The sequence below is a fragment of the Tsukamurella spumae genome (assembly GCF_012396015.1).
Taxonomy (GTDB): domain Bacteria; phylum Actinomycetota; class Actinomycetes; order Mycobacteriales; family Mycobacteriaceae; genus Tsukamurella; species Tsukamurella spumae.
Window position 1 is genome coordinate 41,990 of record NZ_JAAXOQ010000007.1, and the last position, 19,384, is coordinate 61,373.

Consider the following 19,384-nt stretch of genomic DNA (forward strand, 5'->3'; position numbering starts at 1 on the left):
GGCGCAGTGGGACGATCGAAGGGTGGGAAATCAGGAGGAAGACGGCACGTACGTCATCACCGACGCGGAGGAGTCGTACGAGGAGCAGTACCGGCGCCGTGTGCGGCGATACCTGCTGATCATGGCCATCCGCATTCCCGCGCTCGTCATCTCCGCCTGGATCTACACGGCGACCGGCAACTGGGTCGTCGCGCTGGCTGTGCTGGCCGGGTCCATCCCGATCCCGTGGATCGCGGTGATCCGCGCGAACGACCGGCCCCGCAAGCGCAAGGGCGCGCCGGACCGGTTCACCCGCCGCAAGCTGGATCGCCTCGCGCTGCAGGGCCACCCGATCACGACGCTCCCGGGACACGGCGAGTAGGTGCGTCTCTCCCCCGCCCTGGCACCTTTGTGCCGGCGGCTCGGCCCCGTGCTGGCCGCCGCCGACTTCGCGGAATCGTCTGTCGCCCACCGTCTGGGTGAGGCCTACGGCTGCCTGTCGCGGGGCGAGCCCGGCCCCGTCGAGGCCGCGGCGCCCGGCGGCGCGCCGCTCGACGTCATGATCAGGTTGTTCCTGGCCGCAGCGCCCGTGCCCCGTTCCCAGGTCGACGGTGCGCTCGCCCCGGTCACCGTCGACGAGGCGGTCGCGGCGGGGCTGCTCGAGCCCGATCCGGACGATCCGTCGCGCGTGCGCGCGGCGCTGAGCCTGCGACCGCTGGACCTGCCGGACGGGCCGCAGTGGTTCGTCTCCGACCTCGACGGCCTCATGCGGCCGCACCCGCAACACCGCGAGCACGTGCTCGGCGTGGGCCACGCCTCCCAGTCGCTGCTGCGGGCCACACCCCGCCAGCCGGTGGGCAGCGTCCTCGACCTGGGAACGGGCTGCGGCGTGCACGCGTGTGCCGCCGCGAGGTTCGCGGGCGTCGTGACGGCCACCGATGTCAGCGACCGGGCCGCGGGGTTCGCCGCGGCGTCGGCGGCACTGAACGGCGTCGATGTCGAGGTCCTGACCGGTGACTGGTTCGCGCCGGTCGCGGGGCGCACCTTCGACCTCCTGCTCGCGAACCCGCCCTTCGTCGTGGGTGAGGGCCGCGTCGACCACACCTACCGCGACTCGGGCCTCGACCTCGACGGCGCCTCGGAGCTGGTGGTGCGCGGCGCGCCGGCGCACCTGGCGGACGGCGGGACCGCCGCGCTGCTCGCCTCCTGGGTGCACCGCGACGACGAGGCCTGGCAGGCGCGCGTGGCGTCCTGGCTCCCGTCCGAGGGCATCGCGGCGTGGGTGCTCCAGCGCGACGTGGCCGACCCCGCGCTGTACGTCGGCACGTGGCTGCGGGACGAGGGACTCGACCCGCGCGTCGGCGAGGGCCGTGCGAAGTCCGATCGGTGGCTCGCGCACCTCGCCGACGCGGCGGTGACCGGCATCGGCTTCGGGTTCGTGTTCCTGCGGTCGATCGACGGCCCGTCCGAGGTGGTCTGCGAGGAGCTCTCGCATCCCTTCGACGACCCGCTCGGCGACGAGGTGCCCGAGCACTTCGCCCGGATGACCCGGCTTCGCGACCTCGACCTGGACGCCGCGCGACCGCTGCTCGGCGACGACATCGCGCTCGAGCGGGTGTCGGTGCGCGACGGCGACGAGGGCTGGGACGAGGTGGCGGTGCGGGCGACCCGGATGTCCGGCCCGCGGTGGACCCACGAGATCGACGACGCCGGCGCCCGGCTGCTCGCGGGATGCCGCGGGGAGCTCACGACCGAGGACCTGGTGATCCTGCTCGAGGCCGCGACCGGCGCGGACGATCTGACCGAACCGGCCCGCCGCCTGCTCGCGGATCTCCACCGGCACGGATTTGTAACCTTCCTCTAAGCAACTTCTCAGAACGTCTCCGCGTTTTCGCAGGTCAGACGATCCGGGCTCGGGAACTCTGCGCGCCCGCCGTCCGTTGAACCTCATGTACCGGCGAACAGGAGGCAGCCACATGGCACACCGCGTCAACACCGCTAGCACCGCCCGCCCCGCTGATCGGGTGCGGCCCCCGCTGACCGAGGCCGATCTCGATGCCCAGAGCCCCGCCGCGGATCTGGTGCGGGTGTACCTGAACGGCATCGGCCGCACCGCTCTGCTGACCGCGGAGGACGAGGTCGAGCTGGCCAAGCGGATCGAGGCGGGGCTCTACGCCCAGCATCTACTGGCCACCAAGAAGCGGATGGCCGCGTCGAAGAAGCGTGACCTGGCGTTCATCGTCCGCGACGGACAGGCCGCGCGGCAGCACCTGCTGGAGGCGAACCTGCGCCTGGTGGTGTCGCTGGCCAAGCGCTACACGGGCCGCGGCATGCCGCTGCTGGACCTGATCCAGGAGGGCAACCTCGGGCTCATCCGCGCGATGGAGAAGTTCGACTACGCCAAGGGCTTCAAGTTCTCGACCTACGCCACCTGGTGGATCCGCCAGGCCATCACGCGCGGCATGGCCGACCAGTCGCGCACCATCCGGCTGCCCGTCCACCTCGTGGAGCAGGTGAACAAGCTGGCCCGCATCCGGCGTGAGCTGCACCAGCAGCTGGGCCGCGAGGCCACCGACGCCGAGCTGGCCGCCGAGTCGGGCATCCCGGCCGAGAAGATCGCCGACCTGATGGACCACTCGCGGGATCCGGTGAGCCTCGACATGCCCGTCGGCTCCGACGAGGAGGCGCCGCTGGGCGACTTCATCGAGGACGCCGAGGCCGCCTCCGCCGAGTCGGCCGTGATCTCACGGCTCATGCACAGCGACGTGCGCTCGGTGCTGGCCACGCTCGACGAGCGGGAGCAGCAGGTCATCCGCCTGCGCTACGGCCTCGAGGACGGTCAGCCGCGCACGCTCGACCAGATCGGCAAGCTGTTCGGCCTCTCCCGCGAGCGGGTGCGCCAGATCGAGCGCGAGGTCATGAGCAAGCTCCGCAACGGCGAGCGGGCGGACCGCCTGCGCGCGTACGCGAGCTAGGGACCACCCCTTCCGAAGGAACCGCGTCGGCTGTTACAGCCGGCGCGGTTCCACCTGTTGGGCGAGGACATCGTCGGCGTGCCCGATCCGGATCACCGTCGACAGCACGGACGCCCCGTCCGTGGTCGCGAGGATCGGCTGGCAATCGATGGACGCGATCTCCGGGACCTCGTACGCCAGCGCGGCGATCCGCGTCACGACCTCGGTGAGCGCGGCGCGGTCGACGCCCGCCTCGCCCGCGAAGCCGTCGAGCAGAGGCGCCGAGCGGGTGGCGGTGAGCAGGTCCTGCGCCGCCGCGTCCGTCAGCGGGAGCAGACGGTACGCCCTGTCCCCCAGGAGCTCCGGGACCGCCCCGCTGAGCCCGAAGGACAGCAGCGGGCCGATGCGCCGGTCGTTCTCGTACCCGACGGCGCAGCCGATCCCCTTGTGCGCCATGCGCTGCACGTGCAGCGTGGTCTCGCCGGTGGCGTCCGTCAGTTCCCGGAACGCGTCGGCCACGGCCTGCGGTCCGGCGAGGTCCAACCGGACCGCGGCGAGGTCGGCACGCAGGCGCCAGCGCTCCCCCATCGCCTTGACCGCGACCGGGTAGCCGAGGCGCTCCGCGGCGGCGACCGCATCCTCGGAGGACGACGCGACCTCGAAGGGCACCACGTCGATCCCGTAGAGCCGCAGCAGTTCCGCGCTCCGCTCGAAGCTCAGCGTGACGGATCCGCCCGACGGCGCGGAGGCACCGTCGGATTCCAACGGCGCGAGCCACTCCCGTACCCGGGTACGGGCCGTCTCCACATCGGTGCCCTCGGGCCGGGTGGTGTCCGAGGCGGGGCGGGCGCGCCACTGCGCGTACCGCCAGCCGTGGGCCAGGACGCGCGCCGCCCGCTCCGGCTCGGGGTACGAGGGCACCGAGCCGCGCACCCGCACCCCGTGTTCGTCGGTGGCGGCGAGCAACTCCGTGACGCCGTCGAAGGCCAGGAAGGTCGAGACGATCGGCTTGATCTGCTTCTTCGACGCCTCGAGCAGGACGGCGGCGTGGGCCTCGGGCGGCGCCTCGACCGGCGGCACGAAGACCGCGATGATCGCGTCGACCTCCGGATCGGTGAGGGCGGCGTCGATCGCGGCCCCGAACTCCTCCGGCGTCGCGGCGGCACCGAGGTCGACGGGCTGCGCGACGTCGAGGCCCTTGCGGATCCCCGTGTGCGTCGCGAGGATCCCCAGCGCCGTCGAGTTGCCGATGACCGCGACCCGCGGCCCCGCCGGCAGTGGCTGATAGCTGAAGAAGGTCGCGCAGTCGAACAGCTCCGGGATCGAATCGACCTGTACCACACCGGAGTTCTCGAACAGCGCCTCCGATCCGCGGCGCCGCCGGTCGACGTCGATGCCGCCCCGGTGCACCGCGACGATCGGCTTCTGCCGCGCGAGGCGGCGCGCGATCCGACCGAACTTGCGCGGGTTGCCGAAGCTCTCGAGGTAGAGCAGCACGACCTCGGTGGCGTCGTCGGTGTCCCAGTACTGCAGCACGTCGTTGCCGGAGACATCGGCGCGGTTGCCGGCGGAGACGAAGGTCGTCAGGCCCACGCCGCGAGTGGCGGCGGTGTCGAGGATCGCGATCCCCAGCGCGCCGGACTGGCAGAAGAACCCGACATTGCCGCGGCCGGGGACGACGGGGGCCAGCGTCGCGTTGAGCCGGACCTCGCCGTCGGTGTTGACGACGCCGAGCGCGTTCGGTCCGATGAGGCGCATACCGTGCGAGCGCACCGCCGACAGCAGCCGCTGCTCGGACTCCTTGCCCCGCCCTCCGGCGTCCGAGAAGCCCGACGAGACGACCAGCAGGGTCCGGACGTCCTTGGCGAGGCAATCGTCGAGCACCTGGTCCATGTTGTCCGCGGGCACCGCGACCACGGCGAGGTCGACCTGGTCGGGGATGTCGCGCACCGATTCGTAGGCCCGAATCCCGGCCACGGAGCGCCGGTCCGGGTGCACGGGGTAGACGGGGCCGGCGAAGTCACCGGCGATGATGTTGCGCAGCACCGCGTGTCCGACCTTGCCGGGCGTCGTCGACGCGCCGATGACGGCGATCGAGGTGGGCTGCAGGGCGTTGCTCACGCTGCGCGCCTCGGACGCGAGCTCGCGGGCGTTGCGGACGGCGACCAGCGCCTCCGTCGGATCGATTCCGAACTCCACGTGCACGACGCTGCCGTCGAAGCTGCGCCGCAACTCGTAGCCGGCGGCCTTGAACACGCCCACCATGTACCGGTTCTCGGCGAGCACCTCCGCCTCGAACCGGTGGAAGCCGTTCTCCGCGGCGGCGCCGGCGAGGTGCTCGAGCAGGATCGGCCCGAGGCCCCGCCCCTGGTGCTCGTCCGCGACGACGAACGCGACCTCCGCGGAGGTCGGCTTGCCCGAATCCGCGAGGCCCTCGTAGAGACCGACGGCGATGATCTTCCCGCCGAGGATCGCGAGCAGGCACACCCGCTGCTCGTGGTCGACGGTGGTCATCCTCGCCACGTCGCGCGGCGGCATCACCGGATAGGGGCCGAAGTAGCGCAGGTACCGCGTGCGCTCGGACAGGCCGGCGTGGAACTCCACCATCGCGTCGGCGTCGTCGGGAACCACGGGCCGCAGGTGCACGACGCCGCCGTCGGAGGCGAGGACGTCCGCCACCCAGTGCACCGGGAACTCGTAGGGACCGGAGTGCGGCTGCTGGGCCGGCGCGGGGAACGGATCGGTCGCGGGGCCGGACGGGTGCAGGGGGGATTCGTCAGTCACGGGGATCCTCCGGGTCGAGTCCTGGAGTGCGAAGTGCGGCAGGGAACACGTCAGTCACGGGGATCCTCCGGGTCGAGTCCGTGGAGAGGAAATACCGCGGTGCGGGCGCGGGCGATGAAGCGGTCGGCGGTCGCGTCCATCGTGGGCGCCGTCGGGTCGAACGACGAGGGCTCCCACGGCGTGAACGAGGTATCTCCACCCTCGCCCATCGTCTCGGGCAACGGCCCGACCGCGCCGACCTGGTCGGTCGGCAGGCTCGCCGCGAGGTCGCGCCACTCGTCGGGGATGGGGGTCTCCGGCGCGATGTCGACGCCCACGACCGCCCCGATCAGGTGCGTCCACGTGCGGGGCACCACCTGCACGAGCTGGTATCCGCCGCCCCCGACAGCGAGCCAGCGGCCGTCGCACACCTCGTCGGCCAGGTCGCGCATCGCGAGGATGGCCGCGAGCTGGCCGTCGATGGTGAGCGAGAGATCGGTGAGCGGATCACTGGCGTGGGAGTCGCAGCCGCACTGACTGACGATCAGCTGCGGCCGGAACTCACGAACCACCGAGGGGACGACCGCGTGGAAGGCGCGCAGCCACAGGCCGTCGGGGCAGAAGGCGGGCACCGGGACGTTGATCGCCGTGCCGCGCGCCTCGGGGCCGCCGAGTTCGGTCGGGTAGCCGGTGTTCGGCCACAGGTGTTGCGGGTCCTCGTGCAGAGACACGGTGAGCACCCGCGGGTCGTTCCAGAACTGCGCCTGCACCCCGTCGCCGTGGTGGGCGTCGATGTCGATGTACGCGATCCGGTCGAAGCCGTTGTCCAGCAGCCATGAGATCGCGACGGCCGCATCGTTGTAGATGCAGAACCCGGAGGCGTGCGTGCGCATCGCGTGGTGCATGCCGCCCGCGATGTTGACGGCCCGCGTCGCGGTACCGGCGGCGATCGCCTTGGCCCCCGTGAGGGTGGACCCCACGAGGCTGGCCGCCGCCTCGTGCATGTGCAGGAACACGGGGTTGTCGTCGTTGCCGAGGCCGTACCCGGTGAGGTCGATCCGCGAGCGGCCGGATCCGGCGACCCGAACGGCCGCCTGGTAGTCGTCTGTGTGGGCGCGCCCGAGCTCGATGGCGTCGAACCCGCGCGGGGCCACCACCTCCACCCCGTCGAGCACCCCGAGCATCCGCGCGAGCTCCATCGTCAGGCGCAGCCGGACCGGGTCCATGGGGTGCGAGTGCGAGAAGCGGTAGTCGAGGACCGAGGGGTCCCAGACCACCTGGGAGTCGGGGAACCGTGCCATGGCTGACGACCCTAGTCGTTGCGCCTTGGGACGCGCTGAAGTTAGGTAACCTTTAGTCGGACTGCCGGGACGCCGCCTCGGTTAAGCTTGCGGTGACGATAAGGAGCTGGATACGTGAACGATCTGGTGGACACCACCGAGATGTACCTGCGGACCATCTACGAGCTCGAGGAGGAGGGCGTCGTTCCTCTGCGGGCGCGGATCGCGGAGCGTCTCGAGCAGAGTGGTCCCACGGTGTCGCAGACCGTGCAGCGCATGGAGCGCGACGGGCTCGTCCGCGTCGCGGGCGACCGCCACCTCGAGCTCAGCGAGAAGGGGCGGCAGCTCGCGATCGCGGTCATGCGCAAGCACCGGCTCGCCGAGCGGCTGCTGGTCGACGTCATCGGGCTGCAGTGGGAGAACGTGCACGCCGAGGCGTGCCGCTGGGAGCACGTGATGAGCGAGGACGTGGAGCGCCGCCTGCTCGACGTGCTGGGCAACCCCACCACCTCCCCCTACGGCAACCCGATCCCCGGTCTGGCCGAACTGGGCGTCACCATCGGCCGCGAGCCCGTGCGTCCCGCGCGCCTGACCGACCTGCCCCAGGGCGGCCCGACCGCGGTGGTGATCAAGCGGCTCGCGGAGCACGTGCAGGCGGACACCGATCTCATCGCTCGTTTCCGTGAGGCCGGCGTGGTGCCGGACGCGCGCGTCTCCGTCACCGTCCAGCGCGGTGCGGTCATCATCTCGGTGGCGGGCCACGAGGACTTCGAGCTGCCCGACGAGATGGCCCACGCCGTCTTCGTCGAGTCGGTCTAGGCCGCCGTGCAGCTCCTGGTGACCGGCGGCGCCGGCTACGTGGGCAGCGTGTGCACGCAGGTGCTGCTCGAGCGGGGCCACGAGGTCACGGTGATCGACGACCTGAGCACCGGCAACCGCGACGCGGTCCCGGCGGGCGCGACCTTCGTCGAGGGCGAGGTGGCGCATGCCGCGCGCCCGCTGCTCGCCGACGGCGAGTTCGACGGTGTGCTGCACTTCGCCGCCAAATCGCTGGTGGGTGAGTCCGTGTCACATCCGCACATGTACTGGCAGGGCAACGTGGTGACCACCTTGTCGCTGCTCGACGCCATGCTGGCCGCCGGCGTGCCCCGGTTGGTGTTCTCGTCGACGGCGGCCACCTACGGCGAGCCGGAGTCGGTGCCGATCACGGAGGACGCCCGTACCGCACCCACCAACACCTATGGCGCGACGAAGCTCGCGATCGACGCGGCGATCACCTCGTACGCCACCGCGTACGGCCTGGCGGCGGTATCGCTGCGGTACTTCAACGTGGCCGGCAGCTACGGGGGTTTCGGCGAGAACCGCGAGGTGGAGACGCATCTGATCCCGCTGGTGCTGCAGACCGCACTGGGCCAGCGCAAGGACATCGCGGTGTTCGGCGCGGACTATCCGACCGCCGATGGCACGGCGGTCCGCGACTACGTGCACGTCAAGGACCTGGCCGAGGCGCACCTGCTGGCGCTGGAGCACGCCCGGCCGGGCGCGCACGACGTGTTCAACCTCGGTTCGGGCGAGGGCTTCTCGGTGCGCCAGGTGATCGACACCTGCCGCGAGGTCACGGGCCGGGACATCCCCGAGGTCGCGGCGGATCGGCGTGCGGGTGATCCGGCGGTGCTCGTGGCGTCGTCGCAGCGCGCGATCGACGAGTTGGGCTGGCGTCCCGAGCACACCGACCTGCGCGGCATCGTCGCCGATGCGTGGGCGTACACCCAGGCCCTGGGCGACCGCGCGCACGCGGCCCGCCGCGCCTGACCGTCATCCCGCGAGCGGGAACTCCGCGTCCCGCGGCGGCAGCTCGACGCCGAGCCGGCGGGCCATCGCGACCCCCAGCTCGGCCGTCTCGGACATCTCGGAGGGGTGCAGCCCGGCTCCGAACGCCGTCGCCAGGAGCCGTGCGGCCCGGTAGCCGGGGTCCGCGGCCAGCGCGGCGTCGAGCGCTATGCCCGTCAGCGGACCGTCGCCGCGCAGATAGCCCGATGCCGCGACGAGAGTGGCCGCGGCCGCCCGCGGCGTGCCGCGCAGCCGCCGCGCGAGTTCCGCGAACAGCAGTCGCGCCTCGTCGGCGATCACGGTGAGCGCCAACGCCATTGCGGCGTCGCGCACCTGCAGGTCGAGCAGCGCACCACCGAGCAGCGCGACATCGGCGTCGGTGAGCTCCGCCGATCGTTGACCCGTGGCCGTCGCGACGAGCGCCGCGAGCAACTCCCCGGGATCGTCATCCGCCTCGAACGCGGCGGCGTCCCGGCACCGATCGGCGACGATGCCCGCCCCCTCCTCGGCGAGCAGGTCGGTGAGCGCCGACCTGGAGCGGTGGACGGTGCGCCCCTCGACCAGCGCCGCGAGCATCACCGGTGAGGTCTCCGGGTCCGGGACGGCGCCGCTCTCCCCGTGCCGGCACACCCAGCGCTCCCCCGCGGCCACCCGGGGCAGCAACATCACGTCCTCGATCTCGAGGTCGGGCTCCGCGAGGCTGCGGGATCGGGCGTACTGCTGCAGCACCTGCAGGAGCGCAGGGGTGGCCCGGACCAGCGGGCGGTCGTCGACCACGACGCAGAACACCCGGTCGGCGCCCTGGATCCGGAGCAGGCGTACCGCCTCGCCGAGGTGCCGGCGACAGTCCTTGCGCAGATCGCCGGCCTTGGTGAGTCCCAGGTCGATGCGCGCGGTGGCACCGATCCGCCCCGTCACCTCGTCGTGCGCGAGCAGCACGACCGAGCGGTCCGGATAGAACCCCAGCAACGCGGGGATGGCGGCGAGCAGGTCGCCGACGGAGTCGATCTTCATGGCCGTGGTCGTGCGTTGATTCGTCATGCGGGGAATGCTCGCGGAGACCGGCGACGGGTTCCGGCGCCCGCGCGGCGTTGCTCCCCACTGTGGTTATGAAACGTTCTGTGCGCTGCGGTTCGTCCACAGGACCGCCCGTACCGGACACCACCGGACGGGTGGCCGACACACCGCATCCGCGCGGGCTACTGTGAACCGCGTGATCGGCTTACCGCGGTTCTCGGACCGCACCCGGGACTGGTTCCTCAGCGGCATGTCCGAACGGGCGGGAACGCACGTCGGCCCCCACGCGAGCGACGCGGAGCATCCGCAGCCGTGGTGGAAGGTCATGTGCTTGACCGGCGTCGACTACTTCTCGACCCTCGGCTACCAACCGGCCATCGCGTTCATCGCGGCCGGCGTCGTCTCGCCGATCGCGACGCTCGTACTGATCGCCCTGACGCTGCTCGGCGCCCTCCCGGTCTACAAGCGGGTGTCGCGGGAGAGCTTCAACGGTTCCGGCTCGCTGGCGATGTTCGAGCGACTCCTGCCCTGGTGGGGCGGGAAGCTGTTCGTGCTGGTCCTCCTGGGCTTCGCGGCCACGGACTTCATCATCACCATCACGCTCTCGTCCTCGGACGCCGCCGAGCACATCGTCGAGAACCCACTGGTTCCCTCGTTCGTCCACGGCGCGAACATCCCGATCACGCTGGGGCTGGTGCTCCTGCTCGGGCTGGTCTTCCTCAAGGGGTTCCGCGAGGCGATCGGCACCGCGGTCGTGCTGGTGACCATCTACCTGACGCTCAACGTCGTGACGATCGTCGTCGCGCTGGTGCACGTCGCCGAGCGGCCGCAGCGGATCGTCGACTGGCAGAACCTGCTGTGGGCACAGCACTCGAACCCGCTCATGGTGATCGCGGTCGCCCTGGTGGTGTTCCCGAAGCTCGCGCTCGGCCTGTCCGGCTTCGAGACCGGCGTCGCCGTGATGCCGCAGATCAAGGGCGACCCGAACGACCCGCCCGAATACCCGGCGAAGCGGATCCGGGACACCGGCCGCCTGCTCACCACGGCGGCCGTCATCATGAGCGTGCTGCTCGCGACCTCCAGTTTCGCGACCACGGTCCTCATCCCGGCGAAGGAGTTCGAGCCCGACGGCAAGGCCAACGGCCGTGCCCTCGCGTGGCTCGCGCACGAGTACCTCGGAAACGGCTTCGGCACCGTCTACGACATCTCGACGGTGGCCATCCTGTGGTTCGCGGGCGCGTCCGCGATGGCCGGTCTGCTCAACCTGGTCCCGCGCTATCTGCCGCGCTACGGCATGGCGCCGCGGTGGGCCTCCGCCGTCCGGCCGCTGGTCGTGGTGCTCACGGTGATCGCCCTGGTCATCGTCCTGATCTTCGAGGCCGATGTGAACGCCCAGGGCGGCGCCTACGCGACCGGCGTCCTCGTGCTGATGACCTCCGCCGCGATCGCGGTGACCATCTCCGCCCGGCGCAAGCGGCAGGCCGTCGCGACGTGGGCGTTCGGGCTCATCTCCGCGGTCTTCGTCTACACCACCATCGACAACATCATCGAGCGGCCCGACGGCGTGCGGATCGCGGCGCTGTTCATCCTCGCCATCGCGGTGGTCTCCATCGGCTCGCGCGTGCGCCGCTCGTTCGAGCTCCGCGCCTCGTCGATCACCTTCGACGAGAAGGCACTGGAGTTCATCCGCGACGACGCCGCCGCCCAGCACGCGATCCGGATCGTCTGCCACGAGCCCGACGTCGACACCAAGAAGGAGTACCGCGACAAGGTCCGGGCCGAGCGCAAGTTCGGACACATCCCGGGTCGGTCGCGGGTGATCCTGCTCGAGGTGTGGCCGCGCGACTCCTCGGACTTCGAGGAGGACCTGGAAGTCCGGGGCATCGAGAAATTCGGGTACCGCCTGCTCAAGGTCCGTTCGGGCAGCATCGCGAACACGGTCGCCTCCGTGCTCCTCTACATCCGGGACGAGACCGGCGTGGTGCCCGAGGCCTACTTCCAGTGGTCGGAGATGAATCCCGTGCTGAACATGGGCAAGTATCTCGTCGAGGGCTCGGGCGAGGTCGCCGCGGTCTGCCACGAGGTGCTCCGGCAGGCCGAACACGACGCCAAACGCCGCCCGACGGTGCACGTCTCGTAGGCGGACCGGCGCGTCAGGGCCGGTAGGCGAAGGGCAGTTCGTGGTGGGACACGGGCAGCGTCTCGACCCGCATCCACGGGTACCGCCGTTCGACGGTGCGCGCCAGTGCCGCGCCGTCGTGGTATCGACTGCGCAGCGCGACGACGACGGTGACCCCGCCGGGGAGCCCGCGCAGCGCGTCCAGGTCGACGGGGCGCGGCCGCTTCGGCACGAGCAGCCGCGGGCGCGGCCCGCCGGCGGCGCGTTCGGCCAGTTCCCCGAACGCGGGGTTCGGCGGCCAGTGCCCGCGCGTCTCCCAGCGCCGGTACGCCCGTAGTCGCCCACCCGACGGTGCCGCGAGCAGCGGGAGCGCTCGGAGCACCGTGGTGGGCTTGAGCGGGACCAACACGCCGGTCGGATCGAGCAGGGTGAGCCCGACGACCCTTCCCGGACGCGCCACGGCGTGGGCGACGGCGATCTGCGCGCCGTACGAGTGCGCGAGCACCCGGACTTCCCCGGCACCGACGCCGTCGAGCACCTCGTCGACCCAGCCCGGCAGGTCATCGCGTGTCCGCAGTCCCAGCCGCTCGCTGCCGCCGGCGTCCCCGGGGAGATCCGGGGCGATCACCCGGAATCGGCGGGCGAGTTCCGCTGCCTGCGCGAACCAGACCGCGGCGGTGTCCCCGCCACCCGGCAGGCACAGCAGCGGCGGGGCGTCGTCGGGCCCGCAGGTCAGCACCCGGGTGCGGGCCCGCGCACCGTCGACGGTGACCCGCCGCACGGGCACTCCCCAGTCCCGCACCACCGCGTCGTACGCGGTCGCGATGTCGTCCATATCATTCCTCTCGATCGTCAAGATACTCTATGACAAAGCTACCTGATAGGTTCGGACCGTGAGCGACAACGAGCACCTCGTGCACGCCCTCCGCGCCGCGGCAGTGCGCTGGGACGACGAGATCTCGGCCTTCGGCGCCCGGCACGCGTTGGGCGGCACCGACGTGCGGGCGCTGATCGCCCTGCTCGACCTCGAGCGGGCCGGCGCGCCCGCATCGCCGGGCGTCCTCGCCGGCGAGCTGGCCCTGAGCTCGGCGGCGTGCACGGCGCTGATCGACCGGCTCGCCGCGGCGGGCCTGGTCGAACGCGCGCCGGACCCGACGGACCGGCGGCGCGTGCGGCTCGCCGTGACCGACCGCGCCCGGGAGCTCGGCGAGGGATTCTTCGGAGCCTTCCTCGGCCCGATCAGGGCCGCTGCCGCCGCGCTCTCCGCCGCGGACGCCGAGGTGGTGGCACGTTTCCTCGCGTCGACGAATCCGCCGTGAGCAGAAACACGCGGTTCCGGGGAATCGGGACAAGCACCGGGAAGTTGTCCTCTGTGACAAGCTGATGGCCCCTCCTCGCGGAGGAGCACGGTGACGGAGGTAGTGGCATGGACGAGCAGTCCCACATGTACGAGCTGGAGTTCCCGGGCCCCACGGTGTCGGACACCGAAGGCAACGGGCCGGTGCTGGTGCACGCGCTGGACGGCTACGCCGACGCCGGGCACGCCGTGGGCCTGCTGCGCAAGCACCTCAAGCAGAACCTCTCCGCGGAGCTGGTCGCGTCCTTCGACGTCGACGAGCTCATCGACTACCGCTCACGCCGCCCCTCCATGACCTTCGAGGACGGTTTCACCGGCGTCGAGGAGCCCGAGCTCAATCTCTACGCGATCCGCGACACCGCGGGAAAGCCCTTCCTGCTGCTCGCCGGCGCCGAGCCGGACCTGCGCTGGAACGGTTTCGTCAGCGCGGTCGCGGGCCTCGCCGAGCGGTTCGGCGTGCGCACCGTCGTCGGGTTGCACGCGATCCCCATGGCGGTCCCGCACACCCGGCCGGTGCCGGTCACCGCGCACGGCAACAATCCGGATCTGCGCCAGGGCCTGCGGTCCTGGGACGGCGCGATGCGCCTGCCCGGCAGCGCGGCGGGGATGCTCGAGCTGCGGATGGCCGACAAGGGCTACGACACCGTCGGCCTGTCGGTCCAGGTGCCGCACTACCTGGCGCAGAACGACTACCCCGAGGCCGTGCTCGGCATTCTGGGCGCGCTGCGCAGTACGGTCGGGCTCGACCTGCCCGACGGTGAGCTCCCCGTCGAGGCCGCCGAGCTGCGCGAACAGATCGACGCGCAGGTCTCGTCCAGCGCCGAGATCTCCTCGGTCGTGGAGACCCTCGAGCAGCAGTACGACGAGGCCGCCCAGCAGCCGCGCGAGCTGCTCATCGCCGACGGCGAGGCGATCCCGACCGGCGACGATCTGGCGAGCGAGTTCGAGGCCTTCCTCGCGGAGCAGGCCGGCGACGATGGTGAGAACGGCGAGAATTCGTGACCGCGGTGCGCCGGCGGACGGCGCTGATCCACGGTCACCGTCGGGCGTACCGGACGGGCGGCAGCGGGCCCGCGCTCCTGCTGATCCACGGCATGGCCGACAACTCCTCGACCTTCGAGCCGCTGTTCGAGCGGCTCGCCGAGCACTACACGGTGATCGCGCCCGACCTCCTCGGCCACGGGGACTCCGACCGTCCCCGCGCCGACTACTCGCTGCCCGCGTTCGCCAACGCCATGCGTGATCTCCTGCTCTACCTGGGCGTCGAGCGGGCCACGCTGGTCGGCCACTCCCTCGGCGGTGGCATCGCCGGCCAGTTCACCTACCAGTTCCCCGAGATGGTCGAGCGGCTCGTCTTCGTGAACACGGGCGGCGTGACCCGATCGGTCTCCCCTGTGCTGCGGGCGGTCTCGCTGCCGTTCTCGGAGCTGGCGATCCGCTCATTGGCGCTGCCGGGCGTGCTACCGGCCACGAACGCGGCCCTGGGACTCCTCGGCCAGGTCCCGCTGAAACTGTTCGTCGACAACGCCGAGTGCGCCCGGGTCCTCACGGGCCTGCCGCACGCGGGCACACCGCGCGCGTTCGCGCGCACCCTGCGGGCCGTCGTGGATCCGTCGGGCCAGGTCGTGACGATGCTGGACCGCACGTACATCGCCGACTCCGTGCCCGTCCTCGTGGTGTGGGGATCCGACGATCCGATCATCCCCGTCGACCACGCCCACCTGCTGCACGCCGCGCTGCCCGCCTCCCGCCTGGAGGTGTTCGACGGTGCCGGTCACTTCCCGTTCCGTACGGATCCGGAGCGCTTCCTGCGCGTCCTCACCGAGTTCGTCGAATCGACGGAGCCCGCCCGCCTGACGCAGGACGACCTGCAGATCGCGCTTCGCCGAGACCTCGACCTGGACACCGAGGTCGACCTCGAACTCGACGTCGAGGTCGAAACCCCCGCGTAACCGGCGACGCCACCGCGCGTAACGCGGCCCACGCACACTTCACAGCGGAGTGAAGACGCTGTGAGGAGGCCGTGATGAGTCCCGAGATCCTGCCGTTCCGGGCGCGCCCGTACACACCCGACCTGTGCTTCGCCACGATCCATGGACACCGCCGGGCCTACCGGATCGGCGGCAGCGGACCCGCCCTGCTCCTGCTGCACGGCATCGGGGACAACTCCCTGGTCTGGGAACCGGTGATGGAGCGATTGACCGACCGGTACACCGTGATCGCGCCGGACCTGTTGGGGCACGGCCTGTCCGACCGACCGCGCGCCGACTACTCGATCGCCGCGTTCACCAACGGAATGCGGGACCTGCTGTGCTACCTCGGCATCGACCGCGCGTCGATCGTGGGCCATTCCCTCGGCGGCGGAGTGGCGGGCCAATTCTCGTACCAGTACCCGGAAATGGTCGAGCGGATCGCGTTCGTGGCGCCCGGCGGCGTGGATCACGATGTCGCACCGCTGTTGCGCCTGCTGTCGCTCCCGTTCGCCGAGCAGGTCGTCGCGCTCACGGCCCTTCCGGGCGCGAAGCAGATCCTCGCAGGCGCGCTGCTCGCGACCGCCGCACTACCGGGTCCGCTGCGCGCCGACGCGGTGCAGTTGCGTCGCGCCCTCGACCGGATGCCGAACACTGCCTCGCCGCACGCCTTCTCGCGCACACTGCGATCAGTGGTCGACCTCCGCGGTCAGGTCGTCACCATGCGCGATCGCTGCTACCTGACGGCACGGGTGCCCACCCTGATCGCGTGGGGCGCGGACGATTCGATCATCCCCTCGGCCCACGCCGAGGTGCTGCGCGCGGCGCTGCCCGAGGCGCGGGTGGAGGTGTTCGACGGTGTCGGGCACTTCCCGATGACGGAGGCACCGGACCGGTTCCTCGAGCTGCTCACCGACTTCCTCGCGTCGACCGAACCGGCGCGCCTGGCGCGGACGCACCTCCGCGACGGTCTGCGCGCGGCGGCCGGCGTCACCGTCGTCCCTCCCGCGCGGGAGCTGGGCTGAACAGCCGCGATGACGGTCCGTAGGATCAGATGAGTGAACCTCACCGACCTGCTCCCGGCCGACCCGACGGCGGATGCGGTCTTCGAGGCCTTCCTCGACTGGACCACCGGCCGTGGAATCGAGCTCTACCCCGCCCAGGAGGAGGCGCTGATCGCGGCGTGCTCCGGCGCGAACGTCATCGTCGCCACTCCGACCGGTTCCGGGAAGTCCCTGGTGGCGATGGGCGCCCAGTTCGCGGCGCTGGCGCAGGGCCGGCGCACCTACTACACCGCGCCGATCAAGGCCCTGGTCAGCGAGAAGTTCTTCGCGCTGTGCGAGGTCTTCGGCACCGCGAACGTGGGTATGGTGACCGGCGACGCCGCGGTGAACGCCGACGCGCCCATCGTGTGCGCCACCGCCGAGATCGTCGCGAACCTCGCACTGCGTGAGGGCGCGGACTCGGACATCGCCCAGGTGGTCATGGACGAGTTCCACTACTACTCCGAGCCCGACCGCGGCTGGGCGTGGCAGGTGCCGCTGATCGAACTGCCGCACGCGCAGTTCGTGCTCATGTCGGCCACGCTCGGCGACACGACCTTCTTCGAGGAGGATCTCACCCGCCGCACGGGTCGGGAAACCGTACTCGTGGCGGGCGCGGAACGCCCCGTGCCGCTGCACTTCTCGTATTCGACTTCTGCCGTCCAGGACCAGATCGTGGAGCTGGTCACCACCCACCAGGCACCCGTCTACGTGGTTCACTTCACGCAGCAGGCCGCTGCCGAACGCGCGCAGGCGCTGATGTCGTTGCCGCTGACCTCCAAGGAGCAGAAGGCGGAGATCGCCGAGGCGATCGGCGATTTCCAGTTCACCACGGGCTTCGGCAAGACCCTCTCCCGCCTGATCCGATCGGGTATCGGCGTGCACCACGCGGGCATGCTCCCCCGCTACCGGCGCCTCGTCGAGAAGCTCGCCCAGGAGGGCCTGCTCAAGGTCATCTGCGGCACCGACACGCTCGGCGTCGGCATCAACGTGCCCATCCGCACCGTCTACCTCACGGGCCTGACCAAGTTCGACGGCACGCGGACCCGACACCTGCGCGCCCGCGAGTTCCACCAGATCGCCGGCCGCGCGGGCCGCGCCGGTTTCGACACGATGGGCACCGTCGTGGTCGCGGCGCCGGACCACGAGATCGAGAACGCGCGCCGGGAGGCGAAGGCGGGCGGCGACCCGGCGAAGCTCAAGCGCGTCCAACGCCGCAAGCCGCCGGAGGGATTCGTCTCCTGGGGCAAGGCCACCTTCGAGAAGCTGGTCGCCGCGGACCCGGAGCCGCTCACGTCCCGGTTCGTCGTGACCAACTCGATGCTGCTCAACGTGATCGCCCGGCCGGAGAACTGCTTGTCCTCGATGCGGCACCTGCTGGAGGACAACCACGAGTCGCGGCGGAACCAGCTGCGGCACATCCGCACCGCGATCACCCTGTTCCGCGGTCTCGAGTCCGGCGGCGTGGTGGAGAAGCTCGACGAGCCCGACGAGTTCGGCCGGCACGTACGGCTCACCGTCGACCTGCAGCCCGATTTCGCCCTCAACCAGCCCCTGGCACCCTTCGCGCTGGCCGCGCTGGAACTGCTCGACCCCGAGGAACCCGACTACGCGCTCGATGTCATCTCGGTGATCGAGTCGGTGCTCGACGATCCGCGGCCCGTACTGCGAGCGCAGCAGAACGCCGCACGCGGCGCGGCGGTCGCGGAGATGAAGGCGGACGGGATCGACTACGACGAGCGGATGGCGCTGCTCGAGGACGTGACCTACCCGAAGCCCCTGGAGGACGTGCTCGTGCCCGCGTTCGCGACCTATGCCGCGGGCCACGCGTGGGTGACGCAGTTCGAGCTGTCCCCGAAGTCCGTGGTGCGCGAGATGATCGAGCGCGCGATGACCTTCAACGATCTGGTCTCGAAGTACCAGCTCGGCCGCTCCGAGGGGGCCGTGCTGCGGTACCTCTCGGACGCCTTCAAGACGCTGCGCCACACCGTCCCGGAGTCGGCGCGCACGCCGGAGCTCGAGGACTACATCGCCTGGTTGGGCGCCCTGGTGCGGTACGTGGACAGCTCGCTCGTGGACGAGTGGGAGGAGATGACCTCGCCGGATCCGGTGCAGGCGCACGCCTCGGCGCCGGAGATCGGGCGGTCCACCTCGCTGACCTCCGACGAGCGCGCCTTCGCGGTCATGGTGCGCAACGCGATGTTCCGGCGCGTGCAGCTCGTCGCCGAGGAGGAGTACGACCTACTCGACGCGATGGATCCGGGCGTCGACTGGTACGCCGCCTTCGACGACTACTACGAGGACTACGACGACATCGAGACGGGCGCCGACGCCCGTGGGCCACAGCTGTTCTCACTCGACACATCCCTGCCCCGCGCGTGGAAGGTGCGGCAGACGATCGCCGATCCCGACGGCGACCACGGTTGGGCGATCACCGCCGTCGTCGACCTGCCGGCCTCCGACGAGCGCGGCGATGTCGTGCTCGTGGACGTCGAGGTCGTCTCGGGCTGAGTCAGCCGCGAACGGCCGTGTCCAGGCTCGCGAGGGACTGGTCGAGGTACTCCGGCGGGAACGGCGGCATGGCGCCGACGGAGTCCCGGAAGGACTGCGGGGTGTCGGTCCAGTCGTAGGTCAGCGTGACCTGCGTGCCGTCGCCCGACGGTGCGAGGTCGTACCGCCACCACCAGCCGCCGGCCCGCCACTCCCCCGCCCGGCGCGTGCCCGGCAGCCAGCCGATGACCCGGTCGCGTTCGAATTCGGTGACCTTGTTCTCCATCACGTAGTCGCCGCCCACCTGCTCCATGTACATGTTCACCGAGAACATCTGCCCGACGTGATCGAGCGGGGCGGCGTCGATGGCATCGCGCACCCAATCGGTGGGCTCGATGTCCACGTGACGCGCGGGATCGGCGAGGACGGCGAAGACCCGATCGGGGCTCGCGGCGATGACTCGGGTGGTGGACATTCGCTCGGGCATGACGACTCACTCTCTCCGGTGTCTTCACGACGCTCGGCGGCCCCGCGCATCATGTTCACAGCGTACACATACCTCGCCGCGTTCGCGTACGGACC

At 71.1% G+C, this 19,384-nt stretch carries 16 protein-coding genes; 11 read left to right on the forward strand and 5 right to left on the reverse strand.

All coding sequences use genetic code 11. From position 1 onward, the window contains the following. Positions 1 to 22: 22 nt before the first annotated feature. From HF999_RS06845 to HF999_RS06855, 3 genes are all read left to right on the forward strand, one after another. Entirely contained in the window at positions 23 to 361 is a 339-nt protein-coding gene (locus HF999_RS06845) for a DUF3099 domain-containing protein (RefSeq protein ID WP_168545155.1), read from the forward strand. After that, positions 362 to 1,843, forward strand: coding sequence for a DUF7782 domain-containing protein (locus HF999_RS06850; protein WP_168545156.1), 1,482 nt, complete (start codon positions 362 to 364; stop codon positions 1,841 to 1,843). Positions 1,844 to 1,955: 112 nt separating this feature from the next. Beyond that, positions 1,956 to 2,954, forward strand: a complete 999-nt coding sequence (locus tag HF999_RS06855) for a sigma-70 family RNA polymerase sigma factor (RefSeq protein WP_210733544.1) — start codon at positions 1,956 to 1,958, stop codon at positions 2,952 to 2,954. Between the two features lie 33 nt (positions 2,955 to 2,987). Here the strand turns inward: HF999_RS06855 and HF999_RS06860 are convergent, their stop codons facing one another. Both HF999_RS06860 and HF999_RS06865 read right to left on the reverse strand, forming a co-directional pair. Continuing rightward, positions 2,988 to 5,717 carry a bifunctional acetate--CoA ligase family protein/GNAT family N-acetyltransferase gene (locus HF999_RS06860; RefSeq protein ID WP_168545157.1) on the reverse strand — a complete coding sequence of 910 codons (2,730 nt, stop codon included), beginning with the start codon at positions 5,715 to 5,717 and terminating at the stop codon, positions 2,988 to 2,990. A 50-nt stretch (positions 5,718 to 5,767) separates the two neighbouring features. Next, complete coding sequence (locus HF999_RS06865; RefSeq protein ID WP_168545158.1) at positions 5,768 to 6,997, reverse strand: acetoin utilization protein AcuC; 1,230 nt, start codon at positions 6,995 to 6,997, stop codon at positions 5,768 to 5,770. Positions 6,998 to 7,111: 114 nt separating this feature from the next. Here HF999_RS06865 and HF999_RS06870 point away from each other — a divergent pair, with 114 nt between their 5' ends. Then, positions 7,112 to 7,795 carry an iron-dependent transcriptional repressor DtxR gene (locus tag HF999_RS06870; protein ID WP_168545159.1) on the forward strand — a complete coding sequence of 228 codons (684 nt, stop codon included), beginning with the start codon at positions 7,112 to 7,114 and terminating at the stop codon, positions 7,793 to 7,795. Positions 7,796 to 7,801: 6 nt separating this feature from the next. Then, positions 7,802 to 8,788 carry a UDP-glucose 4-epimerase GalE gene (gene galE / locus HF999_RS06875; protein WP_168545160.1) on the forward strand — a complete coding sequence of 329 codons (987 nt, stop codon included), beginning with the start codon at positions 7,802 to 7,804 and terminating at the stop codon, positions 8,786 to 8,788. 3 nt (positions 8,789 to 8,791) lie between these two features. Here the strand turns inward: galE and HF999_RS06880 are convergent, their stop codons facing one another. Next, complete coding sequence (locus HF999_RS06880) at positions 8,792 to 9,847, reverse strand: DUF4192 domain-containing protein (RefSeq protein ID WP_168545161.1); 1,056 nt, start codon at positions 9,845 to 9,847, stop codon at positions 8,792 to 8,794. Positions 9,848 to 10,073: 226 nt separating this feature from the next. Between HF999_RS06880 and HF999_RS06885 the strand changes: the two genes are divergently transcribed. Further along, complete coding sequence (locus HF999_RS06885; RefSeq protein WP_210733561.1) at positions 10,074 to 11,963, forward strand: APC family permease; 1,890 nt, start codon at positions 10,074 to 10,076, stop codon at positions 11,961 to 11,963. A 13-nt stretch (positions 11,964 to 11,976) separates the two neighbouring features. Here HF999_RS06885 and HF999_RS06890 read toward each other — a convergent pair whose 3' ends face one another. After that, positions 11,977 to 12,777, reverse strand: coding sequence for an alpha/beta fold hydrolase (locus HF999_RS06890; protein ID WP_168545163.1), 801 nt, complete (start codon positions 12,775 to 12,777; stop codon positions 11,977 to 11,979). A gap of 58 nt (positions 12,778 to 12,835) precedes the next feature. On the opposite strand from HF999_RS06890, the gene HF999_RS06895 reads away from it, so the two are divergent. The 5 genes from HF999_RS06895 to HF999_RS06915 all read left to right on the forward strand — a co-directional run bounded on the left by HF999_RS06895 (position 12,836) and on the right by HF999_RS06915 (position 18,823). Beyond that, positions 12,836 to 13,261, forward strand: coding sequence for a MarR family winged helix-turn-helix transcriptional regulator (locus tag HF999_RS06895; RefSeq protein ID WP_168545164.1), 426 nt, complete (start codon positions 12,836 to 12,838; stop codon positions 13,259 to 13,261). 107 nt (positions 13,262 to 13,368) lie between these two features. Further along, the gene (locus HF999_RS06900) at positions 13,369 to 14,301 is read left to right on the forward strand and encodes a proteasome assembly chaperone family protein (RefSeq protein WP_168545165.1); all 933 of its coding nucleotides are present in this window, start codon (positions 13,369 to 13,371) and stop codon (positions 14,299 to 14,301) included. Further along, positions 14,298 to 15,251 (forward strand): alpha/beta fold hydrolase, encoded by a 954-nt coding sequence (locus HF999_RS06905; RefSeq protein ID WP_312854050.1) that lies wholly within the window; start codon positions 14,298 to 14,300, stop codon positions 15,249 to 15,251. The genes HF999_RS06900 and HF999_RS06905 overlap by 4 nt, the downstream gene beginning before the upstream one ends. Positions 15,252 to 15,325: 74 nt before the next feature. After that, positions 15,326 to 16,294 carry an alpha/beta fold hydrolase gene (locus tag HF999_RS06910; RefSeq protein ID WP_168545166.1) on the forward strand — a complete coding sequence of 323 codons (969 nt, stop codon included), beginning with the start codon at positions 15,326 to 15,328 and terminating at the stop codon, positions 16,292 to 16,294. A 33-nt stretch (positions 16,295 to 16,327) separates the two neighbouring features. After that, positions 16,328 to 18,823 (forward strand): DEAD/DEAH box helicase, encoded by a 2,496-nt coding sequence (locus HF999_RS06915; RefSeq protein ID WP_168545167.1) that lies wholly within the window; start codon positions 16,328 to 16,330, stop codon positions 18,821 to 18,823. Position 18,824: 1 nt separating this feature from the next. Here HF999_RS06915 and HF999_RS06920 read toward each other — a convergent pair whose 3' ends face one another. Further along, positions 18,825 to 19,277: an SRPBCC domain-containing protein gene (locus HF999_RS06920; protein WP_246207429.1), complete on the reverse strand. Its 453-nt coding sequence runs from the start codon at positions 19,275 to 19,277 to the stop codon at positions 18,825 to 18,827. Positions 19,278 to 19,384: the final 107 nt, after the last annotated feature.